General features: G+C 54.5%; 17 protein-coding genes. 7 read left to right on the top strand and 10 right to left on the bottom strand.

All coding sequences use genetic code 11. The features are described from left to right. Positions 1 to 5: 5 nt before the first annotated feature. On the bottom strand, positions 6 to 1,466 hold the full coding sequence (gene cls / locus FOY93_RS12680) for a cardiolipin synthase (RefSeq protein WP_008502791.1): 1,461 nt from the start codon (positions 1,464 to 1,466) through the stop codon (positions 6 to 8). A gap of 144 nt (positions 1,467 to 1,610) precedes the next feature. Here cls and FOY93_RS12675 point away from each other — a divergent pair, with 144 nt between their 5' ends. From FOY93_RS12675 to FOY93_RS12665, 3 genes are all read left to right on the top strand, one after another. Next, positions 1,611 to 1,784 (top strand): YciY family protein, encoded by a 174-nt coding sequence (locus FOY93_RS12675; RefSeq protein WP_086379783.1) that lies wholly within the window; start codon positions 1,611 to 1,613, stop codon positions 1,782 to 1,784. 110 nt (positions 1,785 to 1,894) lie between these two features. Then, positions 1,895 to 2,530: a leucine efflux protein LeuE gene (gene leuE / locus FOY93_RS12670; RefSeq protein ID WP_045404924.1), complete on the top strand. Its 636-nt coding sequence runs from the start codon at positions 1,895 to 1,897 to the stop codon at positions 2,528 to 2,530. Between the two features lie 94 nt (positions 2,531 to 2,624). Beyond that, entirely contained in the window at positions 2,625 to 3,578 is a 954-nt protein-coding gene (locus FOY93_RS12665) for a bifunctional helix-turn-helix transcriptional regulator/GNAT family N-acetyltransferase (RefSeq protein WP_136194984.1), read from the top strand. Positions 3,579 to 3,619: 41 nt separating this feature from the next. Here the strand turns inward: FOY93_RS12665 and FOY93_RS12660 are convergent, their stop codons facing one another. Continuing rightward, positions 3,620 to 3,916 (bottom strand): YciI family protein, encoded by a 297-nt coding sequence (locus FOY93_RS12660; protein WP_023327637.1) that lies wholly within the window; start codon positions 3,914 to 3,916, stop codon positions 3,620 to 3,622. 220 nt (positions 3,917 to 4,136) lie between these two features. Here FOY93_RS12660 and tonB point away from each other — a divergent pair, with 220 nt between their 5' ends. Further along, entirely contained in the window at positions 4,137 to 4,859 is a 723-nt protein-coding gene (tonB, locus tag FOY93_RS12655) for a TonB system transport protein TonB (protein WP_143345727.1), read from the top strand. A 38-nt stretch (positions 4,860 to 4,897) separates the two neighbouring features. Here the strand turns inward: tonB and yciA are convergent, their stop codons facing one another. The 4 genes from yciA to FOY93_RS12635 form a co-directional block, all read right to left on the bottom strand. Then, positions 4,898 to 5,293, bottom strand: coding sequence for an acyl-CoA thioester hydrolase YciA (yciA, locus tag FOY93_RS12650; RefSeq protein ID WP_133294585.1), 396 nt, complete (start codon positions 5,291 to 5,293; stop codon positions 4,898 to 4,900). A 104-nt stretch (positions 5,294 to 5,397) separates the two neighbouring features. Beyond that, a complete protein-coding gene (locus FOY93_RS12645; RefSeq protein ID WP_025756566.1) occupies positions 5,398 to 5,937 on the bottom strand; it encodes a septation protein A in 540 nt (179 codons plus the stop codon). Positions 5,938 to 5,993: 56 nt separating this feature from the next. After that, positions 5,994 to 6,737, bottom strand: coding sequence for a YciC family protein (locus tag FOY93_RS12640; protein ID WP_143345216.1), 744 nt, complete (start codon positions 6,735 to 6,737; stop codon positions 5,994 to 5,996). Positions 6,738 to 6,762: 25 nt separating this feature from the next. Then, positions 6,763 to 7,167, bottom strand: coding sequence for a YkgJ family cysteine cluster protein (locus FOY93_RS12635; protein ID WP_021240310.1), 405 nt, complete (start codon positions 7,165 to 7,167; stop codon positions 6,763 to 6,765). Between FOY93_RS12635 and FOY93_RS23545 the strand changes: the two genes are divergently transcribed. The 3 genes from FOY93_RS23545 to FOY93_RS23540 all read left to right on the top strand — a co-directional run bounded on the left by FOY93_RS23545 (position 7,060) and on the right by FOY93_RS23540 (position 8,437). Then, complete coding sequence (locus FOY93_RS23545; protein ID WP_168707998.1) at positions 7,060 to 7,335, top strand: hypothetical protein; 276 nt, start codon at positions 7,060 to 7,062, stop codon at positions 7,333 to 7,335. The two genes, FOY93_RS12635 and FOY93_RS23545, sit on opposite strands and share 108 nt — an antisense overlap. Before the next feature lie 114 nt (positions 7,336 to 7,449). Then, on the top strand, positions 7,450 to 8,082 hold the full coding sequence (gene ompW, locus FOY93_RS12630) for an outer membrane protein OmpW (protein ID WP_136194982.1): 633 nt from the start codon (positions 7,450 to 7,452) through the stop codon (positions 8,080 to 8,082). Positions 8,083 to 8,227: 145 nt separating this feature from the next. Further along, complete coding sequence (locus FOY93_RS23540) at positions 8,228 to 8,437, top strand: hypothetical protein (protein ID WP_168708007.1); 210 nt, start codon at positions 8,228 to 8,230, stop codon at positions 8,435 to 8,437. Between the two features lie 156 nt (positions 8,438 to 8,593). Here FOY93_RS23540 and yedF read toward each other — a convergent pair whose 3' ends face one another. The 4 genes from yedF to trpB all read right to left on the bottom strand — a co-directional run bounded on the left by yedF (position 8,594) and on the right by trpB (position 12,219). Next, positions 8,594 to 8,827: a sulfurtransferase-like selenium metabolism protein YedF gene (gene yedF / locus FOY93_RS12620; RefSeq protein WP_003856774.1), complete on the bottom strand. Its 234-nt coding sequence runs from the start codon at positions 8,825 to 8,827 to the stop codon at positions 8,594 to 8,596. Next, positions 8,824 to 10,035 carry a selenium metabolism membrane protein YedE/FdhT gene (yedE, locus tag FOY93_RS12615; RefSeq protein ID WP_143345215.1) on the bottom strand — a complete coding sequence of 404 codons (1,212 nt, stop codon included), beginning with the start codon at positions 10,033 to 10,035 and terminating at the stop codon, positions 8,824 to 8,826. Before yedE ends, yedF begins: the two co-directional genes overlap by 4 nt. Before the next feature lie 181 nt (positions 10,036 to 10,216). Further along, positions 10,217 to 11,026 (bottom strand): tryptophan synthase subunit alpha, encoded by an 810-nt coding sequence (trpA, locus tag FOY93_RS12610; protein ID WP_045334893.1) that lies wholly within the window; start codon positions 11,024 to 11,026, stop codon positions 10,217 to 10,219. Further along, positions 11,026 to 12,219, bottom strand: a complete 1,194-nt coding sequence (gene trpB, locus FOY93_RS12605) for a tryptophan synthase subunit beta (RefSeq protein ID WP_024907111.1) — start codon at positions 12,217 to 12,219, stop codon at positions 11,026 to 11,028. Before trpB ends, trpA begins: the two co-directional genes overlap by 1 nt. Positions 12,220 to 12,222: the final 3 nt, after the last annotated feature.

The following is a 12,222-nucleotide window of genomic DNA, read 5'->3' as shown; positions in this document are numbered from 1 at the left end:
ACGTTTTACAGCAACGGACTAAAGAAGTAAAACAGTCGTTCGGCAATTCTCTGCCACAGCGGACGTTTTACCCACAGTCTGGCATCCAGCAGACGCGAGCGGGAGATATAATCATCCTGCACCGCCGCGAGATCGCCGCCAAAGCCGGCATCATCAATGACCAGCGTGATTTCAAAGTTGAGCCACAGGCTGCGCATATCCAGGTTGACCGTGCCCACCAGGCTCAGCTCACCGTCGACGAGCACGCTTTTGGTGTGGAGCAATCCGCCTTCAAACTGGTAAATTTTCACCCCGGCGGCCAGCAGTTCGCTAAAGAATGCCCGGCTGGCCCAGCCAACCAGGAGAGAGTCATTTTTGCGCGGCAAAATGATGCTCACATCGACACCGCGCTGCGCGGCTGTACAGATCGCGTGCAGGAGGTCGTCGCTGGGGACAAAGTAGGGCGTCGTCATGATCAGATATTCACGCGCCGAGTAGGTCGCCGTCAGCAGCGCCTGATGAATCAAATCCTCCGGGAAGCCCGGCCCGGAAGCAATGGTATGAATAGTGTGACCGCTGGCCTCTTCAAACGGCATAATATTGCCGTCCGGCGGCGGCGGCAGGATACGCTTGCCAGTTTCAATCTCCCAGTCGCAGGAATAAACGATGCCCATCGAGGTGGCAATCGGCCCCTCCATTCGCGCCATCAAATCAACCCATTGACCTACTCCTGAGTCCTGTTTGAAGAAGCGCGGGTCGACCATGTTCATGCTGCCGGTGTAGGCAATATAGTTATCGATCATGATCATTTTGCGATGCTGGCGGAGATCCATCCGGCGCAGAAACACGCGAAGGAGATTGACCTTCAGCGCTTCAACCACTTCGATCCCGGCATTACGCATCATGCCTGCCCAGGGGCTGCGGAAAAATGCCACGCTACCCGCGGAGTCAAGCATCAGGCGGCAATGAATGCCGCGCCGCGCGGCGGCCATCAGCGACTCAGCGACCTGGTCAGCCATCCCGCCGGGCTGCCAGATATAAAAAACCATCTCGATATTATGACGAGCCAGCTGAATATCGCGGATTAACGCCTGCATGACGTCGTCAGACGAGGTCAGCAGCTGCAGTTGATTGCCCTTAACGCCGCCAATCCCCTGGCGGCGCTCGCACAGCTTAAACAGTGAGGAGGCGACGCTGCTGTTCTCCTCGGCAAAGATATGTTTGCAGGCCTTAAGATCGTTCAGCCACTTCGCGGTGGAGGGCCACATGGCACGGGCGCGCTCGGCACGGCGTTTACCCAGATGAAGCTCACCAAAAGAGAGATAGGCAATAATTCCCACCAGCGGGAGGATGTAAATGATCAGAAGCCAGGCCATGGCAGAGGGTACGGCTCTGCGCTTCATCAGGATGCGTAACGTCACACCCGCGATTAACAGCCAGTATCCCAGAATGACCAGCCAACTCACCACGGTGTAGAAGGTTGTCATAGGTAAAAAAATCCTTTTGAAAGCGTATTGTTATGAGTGTACGCATCAGGATTCATCTGGCAAATAAAAACGCCAGGTAAAAGCGCTGGTTTGCTGCCGGGTTGGGTTTATAATGGCGGCTCAGTTAGTTTAAGAGTTGTAGACATGAAGCGCAGTAGAACAGAAGTAGGGCGCTGGCGCATGTTGCGACAGGTGAGTCGTCGCAAGGCTCGTTGGCTGGAAGCACAATCCCGCCGCAATATGCGTATTCACGCCATCAGAAAATGTGGATTGACGCGGCACCGCAATGCGTTGCTGTTCGCAGTCCAGGATATCTGAGAAACATGAGGGCACCGTAACTGGTGCCCGCTGATTTTATAGCGTCTGATTTTTTGGGGATAGCGTATTTGCAGCGTTGTTCCTGTTGTGTTTAGCAAAAGGAGGGAGAAGTGTTTGCGGAGTTTGGCGTACTGAATTTCTGGACATATGTTGTTGGCGCGTTTTTTATCGTTCTGGTGCCAGGACCGAATACCCTGTTCGTGCTAAAAACCGGGATCGGTCACGGTGTTAAAAAAGGGTATCTCGCCGCTACGGGCGTATTTATTGGCGATGCGGTGCTGATGTTTCTCGCCTGGGCGGGCGTCGCGGCATTAATCCAGACCACGCCGGTACTGTTTAATATCGTGCGCTATCTCGGGGCTTTTTATCTGCTCTGGCTGGGGGGCAAAATGCTCTGGTCGGTGGTAAACCGTCAAAAAAACGCGCATGAGAGCGGCCCCGAACCTGCCAGTATGATCATGAAACGTTCCCTGGTGTTAAGCCTGACCAACCCCAAAGCGATTCTGTTCTACGTATCGTTCTTCGTTCAGTTCATTGACGTGAATGCGAAGAGTACCGGCACTTCTTTCCTGATCCTTGCGACGACGCTGGAGTTGATAAGCTTTATGTACATGAGCTTCCTGATTTTCTCCGGTGCGTTTGTCACGCGTTATCTGAAAACAAAAAAGAAGCTGGCAAAGCTGGGGAACGGGCTAATAGGGCTGCTGTTTGTCGGGTTTGCGGCGAGATTAGCGTCGCTGCATTGATGATTTGAAAGGCTCCTGCGGGAGCCTTTTTTATTCTGTTTGACAATCCCTCACTATTTAGTTGTATAGTACAACTAAATGGTGAGGACATAACATGCACAGCGAAACCCCGGTAGTCAGTGTTATTCGACGTTCCTCGCGCCTGATGGTGCGAGAGTTAGGTTTTATGGGGTCTACCCTGGCCTCAACGAATTACTCGCCTTCGGCCGTCCATACTCTGGTCGAAATTGCTCTGCGTAAGGAGATGACGGCGAGTCAGCTGGTGCAACTGCTGGGCCTGGAAAAGTCCAGCGTCAGCCGGATGCTGGCTCGCCTGATTGCCGCGGGCGAACTTGAGGAGGTCATTTCTACTGAGGATGCGAGAGCAAAGAGCCTCAGGCTGACCGCGAAAGGTCACGAGACGGTCAGCAAAATTAATGCCTTCAGCAACGAGCGCGTGGTCACAGCAATAAAGGGTCTTGCTCCAGCGCAGCAGCAGACCATTTCTGAGGGGCTCTCCCTTTATGCCAACGCGCTGCTGGCATGCCGTGAGGGGGGTAACGATATGCAGCCCGACGAGTTGAAGATAGTGCAGGGGTACATCCCCGGCATGATTGGCCGTATTGCGGAGATGCATGGCAGTTATTATTCGCGGGAGCATAACTTTGGTCGCTTCTTCGAGGCCAAAGTGGCTTCAGGGCTGGCCGAGTTCAGTGAAAGACTGGAGAAGCCCTGTAACCAGATTTGGCTGGCAGTACTCAACGACAAAATTGTCGGCTCGGTGGCGATCGATGGCGAGGAATTGGCTCCGGGTGAAGCCCATCTTCGCTGGTTTATTCTTGATGATGGCTGTCGGGGACACGGCGTGGGGAAAAAACTGCTGAATGAAGCGATGCGGTTCTGCGACAGGGCCGGTTTTTCTGCTGTGCACCTCTGGACATTCAATAAGCTGACCGCCGCCCGGCGTCTGTACGAGTCGTTTGGGTTTACGCTGGTAAAGGAGTGGGAAGGCGAGCAGTGGGGGAGCCTGATTACAGAACAGCAGTTTACCCGGTACAGTGACGCGTAATCGCCACCATAAAAAAGGCTCCTTTCGGAGCCGCTTCGGTATCAGAACACTTTTTTATACGGTCTCACCGTCACTTTTGCATACACACCCGCTGCAACGTACGGGTCTGCGTCAGCCCAGGCCTGAGCGGCTTCCTGGGATTCAAATTCAGCAATAACCGTGGAGCCGGCAAAACCGGCAGCACCCGGATCGTTGCTGTCGACTGCGGGCATGGGGCCAGCGGTCAGTAATCGGCCTTCATCCTGGAGCAGCTGCAAACGTGCCAGATGCGCAGGGCGCACAGACTGGCGTTTTTCGAGCGAATCAGCAACATCTTCAGAGTAAATTACGTAAAACACGGCGAAGCTCCTTAACCGGTAAAAGTGTCAGTTACGTTATGTGAAAGGGCAAACGACTGCAATGTAAAATAAAAACAATGTTAATACCCTGATCTGACTGCGCCTTTTTTGGCCTCTCAGGCGCTAAAGTTGCCCCAGAACAAAGTGTCTTATTGAATATGATTGCTATTTGCATTTAAAATCATGGTTCGGTTTTTTAACGTTGATGAATATGACTTCGATGACCCTTGATTTACCTCGCCGCTTTCCCTGGCCGACGCTGCTTTCTGTCGTGATTCACGGTGCTGTTGTGGCGGGTTTGCTGTATACCTCGGTTCATCAGGTTATTGAAATGCCCGCGCCCGCGCAGCCGATTTCGGTGACGATGGTCTCGCCAGCGGACCTCGAACCGCCGCAGGTTGCCCCTCCACCACCACAGCCGGTGGCTGAACCTGAGCCAGAACCCGAGCCCGTTCCGGAGCCACCGAAGGAAGCTCCGGTGGTGATCCACAAGCCTGAACCGAAGCCAAAACCTAAGCCGAAGCCAAAGCCGGTGAAGAAGGTGGAGGAGCGTCCGAAACGTGAGGAACGTCCGGTTGAACCGCGTGCGACCCAGCCGGTTGAAAATACAGCGCCTTCACGTCCGGTGATGAACAATACGGCAACGACATCAAAGCCAACGGTGAGTGCGCCAGCGGGCCCGCGTGCCGTAAGCCGCAACCAGCCTCAGTATCCGGCGCGAGCTCAGGCTTTGCGTATTGAAGGCCGCGTGAGGGTGAAATTTGACGTGACTGCGGATGGCCGAGTGGATAACGTGGAAATCTTGTCCGCTCAGCCTTCTAATATGTTTGAGCGCGAAGTGAAATCTGCAATGCGCAGATGGCGTTATGAGCCAGGCAAGCCGGGCAGCGGATTGATTGTGAATATCGTTTTCCGCCTGAACGGCGGAGCGCAGATGGAATAAAAAAAGCCTCCGAAAGGAGGCTTTTTTTTGCCTGTCGATCAGGCCTGCGGAAGTTGACGAGGTTTACCCTCGCTGTCCACTGCGACATAAATAAACAGGGCCTCAGTGGCCTTATAACGCTGCCCAATCGGCTCAGAAGAGACTTTCTTAACCCACACTTCGATGTTAATTGAAATAGAGGTATTGCCGCGTTTGATGCAGCGCGCATAGCAGCAAACCACATCACCTACCGCAACCGGGCGCAGGAAGGTCATGCCGTCCACTCGCACAGTCACCACGCGCCCGTGGGCGATCTCTTTTGCCAGAATTGCGCCGCCCATATCCATCTGCGACATCAGCCAGCCGCCAAAAATATCGCCATTGGCATTGGTGTCAGCGGGCATTGCCAGTGTGCGTAAAACCAGTTCGCCCTGCGGGGCGTTAGTTGTTGTCATTGTTTTAACTCGTAACGGAAGACTTCAGGCGGGATGCTACTATGATTTTACAGCAGAGAGAATAGACCAGAACGCCTGTCGCTGACGTTCTGGTCAGTCATTAATCAGTGCTTGTCGTCCTGCGGCATGTGGCGATAAATGTATACGCCGCTTAACAGCGTGAAGATAAGGGTCAGTGCGGTCAGGCCGAAGACCTTAAAGTTGACCCAAATATTCTGCGGCAGCCAAAAAGCAATATAGATGTTAGCGAGACCGCAGAGAATAAAGAAGACCGCCCACGCGATATTCAGACGGGACCAGACTTCCTGAGGCAGCGTCAGCTCTTTGCCCAGCATGCGTTGGATCAGCGGTTTTTTCATCACCCACTGGCTGATTAATAATGCGCCCGCAAACAGGGCGTAAATCACGGTCACTTTCCACTTGATAAATTCATCGTTATGGAAGAACAGAGTCAGTCCGCCGAATACGGCGACCAGCACGAAGGTGACCAGCGCCATTTTTTCGACTTTACGATAGCGAACCCAGCTGTAGATCAGAACAACTGCCGTTGCAACGATCAGCGCAGTGGTCGCGGCATAAATATCGTACAGCTTATAAAAAGCAAAAAAGACCACGAGCGGTAAAAAATCAAGAAACTGCTTCATTCTGTGATTCCATCTTCTGAGCGGGGCGGGAGGCAGTGATGCCTCCCGCCTCTGGATTACTGACGAATTAACATATACAGGCGGAACAGATAGACCAGCAGTACCGCTGAAATCAGGTTGCTCAGCGTATTCGCCACTACCGCGCCAACGTTCGGCGTTAATACCGCAAAATTCGGCGCAAACAACAGCAGGAGCGTTTTAGCGAGCAGCCAGCCGATCACGGCGGGAGCCACCAGACGCATATTAGCCCATGCCAGTCGGATGCTGCTGCGCATCGTGGTAAAAATACCCATCTTATCCTGCACGACCATCACAGGCGCAAACGAGAGCACGATAGCCAGCAGTACGCCCGGCACCACGACCAGCATTATCCCCATCTGCACCAGCAGGGTGGTGAAAAAGATCAGGATAAACAGCTTAGGTAAGACCGGCGCGCTGGCACCAATCGCCCGTAAGGCGCTGACCCGGTGACCCGCCGATACCAGCTGAATCATCAGCAAAACGCCGCCCGCCAGAACTGCATTACCAATCAGGCCCGAGAAGGTGGACGCGGCAGAGGCGCGCAGCAGGATTTGCTGCTGTTCCGGCGTCATGTTTTGCACCAGCTCAAACAACCCCACGCTACCCGCAAGATGGTCGCCCTGGCTCAGGCTGGCAATCTGTTCTTCACTCGGTGAAAACGCATGACCCAGCACCACCGTGATAAAGGCGCAAAGCAACGCGATCAGTAAAAAGGTTATGAACTGATTGCGGAAAAAGTTTCCCGTGTCACGGTAGACAGACTTCGCCGTGATAGACATGCACTCTCCTTGAGTATTGCAGGTGTTAATTAGCCGGCAATTGTACACCGGATGCACCTGCTGTGGCAGCATCAAGGCTTGTATGGAAAAGCATATCTTTGTAAAGCGGCGGTAATCCCACGCGTGCGCGTGCGCGATTGCAGGCTTCGTTGACCTGGCCATCTTCCCCCGACATGGCAAATTCCCGGCACGGGCTGGGGCGATCCTCATAGATGGAACATCGGGTAGAGACCCCAGGCTCACCCTGTAGCGCCACACAGCGAGCCTGCTTTTGGTTCGTGCCGCTCATGCAGCGCAGAAAGGGGGTTAACGGCTCGGTGAGATGAACCGGAACGGTACCGCCGCCATCGCTGGCTTCGGCCCAGTAGAAAGAGACTCGAAAATACGCACAACAGGCTCCGCACGTCATGCACGGGTTGATATCACTCATGGCACACCTGCAAAAGAAGAACGCATCAAATCAATTTGTGAGAGCGATAAATTATCCAGCCGCCAGAGGAAGAGCAAGAGGGGGGAAAGGGAAAATTTTGTAACCGTGAAATGCCAAAAATTGACATGGAAACAACTTATCGCTTTTGAACGCGCCACAAAAAATTAACCCAGATCAATGAATGTTAAGTTACTGGTTTTAATGTGATCTGTGGCAGATCACTTATTACCCTTTTGTGAGTATATTCTCATCCGCGATTAAAACCACAACGATGGAGCGGATATGAAAAAATTAGCGGTGGCAGCCCTTGTATTAAGCAGTCTCTCTGGCGGCGCGTACGCGCATGAAGCAGGCGAATTCTTTATTCGTGCCGGTTCGGCTACGGTTCGCCCAACTGAAGGATCGGATAACGTGCTGGGTATGGGCGGTTTTAACGTCAGTAATAACACCCAGTTAGGGTTAACGTTCACCTATATGGCGACGGAAAACGTTGGTGTTGAGCTTCTTGCTGCAACGCCGTTCCGTCATCGCGTGGGTCTGGGCGCAACCGGTGATATTGCAACGGTTCACCATTTACCGCCAACGCTGATGGCGCAATGGTACTTTGGCGACTCAAGCAGCAAGGTGCGCCCTTATATTGGCGCTGGTGTGAACTACACCACCTTCTTTGACGAGAAGTTTAACGATACCGGTAAAGAGGCCGGTCTGACTGACCTTAGCCTGAAAGATTCGTGGGGCATGGCGGGGCAGGTCGGTCTGGATTACCTGATTAACCGCGACTGGTTAATTAACGCCTCCGTCTGGTATATGGATATTGATACGGACGTACGCTTCAAGGCGGGCGGTCAGCAGCAAAGCATCAACACGCGACTGGATCCGTGGGTGTTTATGTTCTCTGCGGGTTATCGTTTCTGATCCCCCGTCAAACTGGCCACAGGGTGGCCAGTTTGCTTTGCTCACTTCAAAACGACGGATAAACCGGCCGCTCATCAAGCTTTACGCAGTGCCTCAGGATCGTTTCCCCATCATATAAATAGCTGAAAGCGTCGCTGGACAGGGAATGGAAGAGAATATCGCCATTGGCAAACGGGATAATTTCGGTATCACCCGCACGTTTATGTCCCGCGCCGGTTTCAAAATGGCCACGCCACCGTTCCTGGGTATGGTCATAGACGTGCAGAATAACCTCGACAAGTCCTCTTTGCGGACAATCAAGGCGCAGGAAGGTGGAAGAGAAATTCAGGGACAGCGCATGGAAGGGAATCAATAAGGCGAAAACCAGTAAAGCTCGTAAATACATCAAATCGCGAAAACCTCCTTCAAAAGGGAAATGAGATTTTACTTAAGTCAAAAATCGCGTTTTTGCCGTGGATCAAGATGTCTTATAATTCAATACGATAAAGGCCCCTGGTGAGGCCCTTAGCGATCATTTTTGAATCAGATAGCGAATGGTTGGGCCATCCTGCTGGATATCCAGCACCGTATAACCGTGGTTTTTTGCATCCAGCGGTATGTTGTTGATGGACTGCGGGCAGTCGCTCACCACCTCCAGAATTTCCCCTTTCTTTAGCTGCGGTAGCGCTTCAAGCGTAGCCACCGCCGGATATGGACAGGGCTCGCCAACCATATCCAGACGATAATCAGGCACGATTTCTTTCATGCTGCATTCTCCTGCGTTTCTGTTTTAACGCCCGCACGGCGGAAGAAACGTTTCTCCTGTGCGACGACCAGTAAAAAAGCCACCAACAGCAGGGCGTAGGTGACCAGCAGGCCGCCGAGAGGCCCGAAGGTGCTCAGCAGGTTGACCTTGTCCCAACTTGTGGCAAGCGCCGGGGACAAATCGTCCCAGAAGTACGCCAGGATCGTCGAGCCAATCACATTTCCAAGACCCACCCACCAGTAGTGCACCTGACCTTCGACGGCACGGTACATCCAGCCGGTTTCACACCCGCCGGCCAGCACGATCCCGAAGCCGAACAGCAGGCCGCCAATGACCGCGTTAGGACCGGCCCACATGATTTTCGGTTCGACGCCCAGTTGAACATAGCTGAAGATGCCGATGGCGCTGACCGCCATCCCGGCGATAATCGCCTTCGCCATCATCGTGCGGCCGGTGATCCACATATCGCGAAACGCGGAGGTGAAGCAGATCTGCGCGCGTTCAATGAGCAGACCAAAACCCACGCCGAACAGCATCGCCAGACCGAGTTTGGGCTGGTTCAGAGCCGTACACAGCGCCCATGCCACCATAGCGAAAAAGACCAGCATTCCGAGACGGAAACGGCGGCGTGCCTGAGAGGGCTTCTGGGTTAACGGAGACGCTGCGCTGACTTTGGTCATTTTCACTGGAATGCGAAACAGCGGCAGCAGGGTAAATTTTGCGCCAAAGTAAGAGCCGATGGCCGTGGCGACGGCAAAGAACCAGGCGTGAAGCGAAAACTGAGGAATCCCCGTAAAGAAAGCGGCCAGGTTACAGCCCATCGCCAGACGGGCGCCAAACCCGGCAATGATACCGCCGACAACTGCCTGAAGAATGCGGATCCGGCTTTTGGGCATACGCAACTTAACGTTGTTTGCCCACAGCGCCGCCGCGAAGCAGCCGCCGAACATGCCGATGATCATCATCCCGTCGATGCGGGTAAGCGGCGTGCCGTCCAGATGGATGAGTTTAAAGTAACCCCACTCTTCGGTATGCACGCCAGCGAGCTGCAGCAATTGACCACCCCAGCGGGTGAACTCGCCGGTCACGGCCCAGAAGGTGCCGGTAATGCCGAAATAGTAGGTAGAGAGAATGCCAGCCGCGATAACAGCCGGAACGGGTGACCAGAACTTAACCAGGTAAGTCTGTTTGAAGGATTGCCATGACATGAATAAGCCTCTGAACTCAGAAGGATTAAAGATAAAAAAGAGTCCAGATCATACGCTTACATAACAGTTTGAAAAGCCATTCACACCGAAAATATCGAAAGGATCAATTTTGACGTAATCCTTTGTTGATGGCGGGGAAGAAAGGGTAACCGTCTGGCAGGGGTGCCAGACGGTGGAGGGGTCAGGCTTTACGCGTCGCCGCCTTCATGGCAGTCACAAACGCTTTCAGCTCGGCCAGCATCTGCTCGGGTTTATCCACGTTCTTCTCGATGATCTTCACAATTGCAGAGCCGGAGATGGCACCCGCAGCCTTCGCGTCAATCGCCGCTGTGACCTGATCCGGAGAAGAGATCCCGAAGCCCTGCAGCGGCGGCGCGGCATGGTACTCGGCCAGCTTTTCCACAAGATGATGCAGCGGCAGGGCGGCTTTATTCTCGGCACCGGTTACGCCTGCGCGGGAGAGCAGGTAGGTGTAGCCGCGCCCGTAAGAGGCTATCTGGCGCAGCAGTGTGTCATCCGCGTTCGGCGGGCAGATGAAAATCGGGGCGACGTTGTGACGCATCGCAGCCTGGCGGAACGGCGCGGACTCCTCGACCGGCACGTCGGCGACCAGAACGGAGTCGACGCCTACGCGTGCGCACTCGGCGTAAAACTCATCGATACCGCGGTTGAACACCAGGTTGGCGTACATAAGCAGGCCAATGGGAATGGTCGGATGCTTCTGGCGAATTGCCGCCAGCATCTCAAAGCACTGGGTTGGCGTCACACCAGAGGCAAACGCGCGCAGCGTCGCATTCTGAATGGTTGGGCCATCCGCCAGCGGGTCAGAGAACGGGATCCCCAGCTCCAGCGCGTCGGCACCGGCCTCAATCAGGGTGTCGATAATCTTCAGCGACTGTTCTGGGCCCGGGTCGCCCAGGGTGACGAAGGGAACGAACGCGCCTTCCTGGCGGGATTTCAGTTCTGCAAATACGTTATCGTAGCGTTCCATCAGATTTCCCCTCGTGCTTTCAGAATATCGTGAACGGTGAAGATATCTTTGTCACCGCGTCCGGAAAGGTTTACCACCAGCAGCTGCTCTTTTTCCGGATTGTCTTTCATCATTTTCAGCGCATGGGCCAGAGCGTGTGAAGACTCCAGCGCCGGGATGATCCCTTCGCTGCGGCACAGCGTTTTGAACGCTTCCAGCGCTTCGTCATCGGTAATGGAGACATAGTCCGCGCGACCCGTACTGTTCAGATAGGCGTGCTGCGGCCCGACGGAAGGGAAGTCGAGGCCGGCAGAGATAGAGTAAGACTCTTCAATCTGGCCCTCATCGGTCTGCATCATCGGGGATTTCATGCCGAAGTAGATCCCCACGCGGCCATGCTTCAGCGGCGCGCCGTGTTCACCTGATTCAATGCCGTGACCGGCAGGCTCAACGCCAATCAGACCCACGCTGGTGTCGTCGATAAAGTCTGCGAACATGCCGATGGCGTTTGACCCGCCGCCGACGCAGGCGATCACCGCATCCGGCAGGCGACCCTCTTTTTCAAGGATCTGCGCTTTGGTCTCTTCCCCGATCATGCGCTGGAATTCGCGCACGATGGTCGGGAACGGGTGCGGGCCCGCCGCGGTTCCGAGCATATAGTGCGCGGTTTCATAGCTGCCGGACCAGTCGCGCAGCGCTTCGTTACAGGCATCCTTCAGCGTCGCGGAGCCGCTGTGCACCGGGATCACTTCCGCACCCATCAGGCGCATACGGAAGACGTTCGGAGACTGACGCTCAACGTCTTTCGCCCCCATATAGATGCGGCATTTCAGGCCGAGCAGGGCGCTGGCGAGCGCCGAGGCCACGCCGTGCTGGCCTGCGCCGGTTTCGGCGATGATTTCGGTTTTGCCCATACGCTTCGCAAGCAGCGCCTGGCCCAGCACCTGATTAGTTTTATGCGCGCCGCCGTGCAGCAGGTCTTCACGCTTAAGATACAGCGTGGTTTTCGTGCCTTCCGTCAGGTTGCGGCATTTGGTCAGGGCCGTTGGGCGGCCGGCATAGTTTTTCAGCAGGTCGGTAAATTCAGCCTGAAATGCCGGATCCTTCTGTGCGCTCACAAACGCTTCTTCCAGCTGGCGCAGCGCGGGCATCAGGATTTGCGGGACGTACATCCCGCCGAACTCACCAAAATACGGGTTAAGTAATGTCGTCATCTT

It is taken from the genome of Enterobacter sp. 18A13 (genome assembly GCF_007035975.1).
In the GTDB taxonomy this organism is placed as follows: domain Bacteria; phylum Pseudomonadota; class Gammaproteobacteria; order Enterobacterales; family Enterobacteriaceae; genus Enterobacter; species Enterobacter vonholyi.
This window is presented reverse-complemented; position numbering and strand designations above follow the sequence as displayed.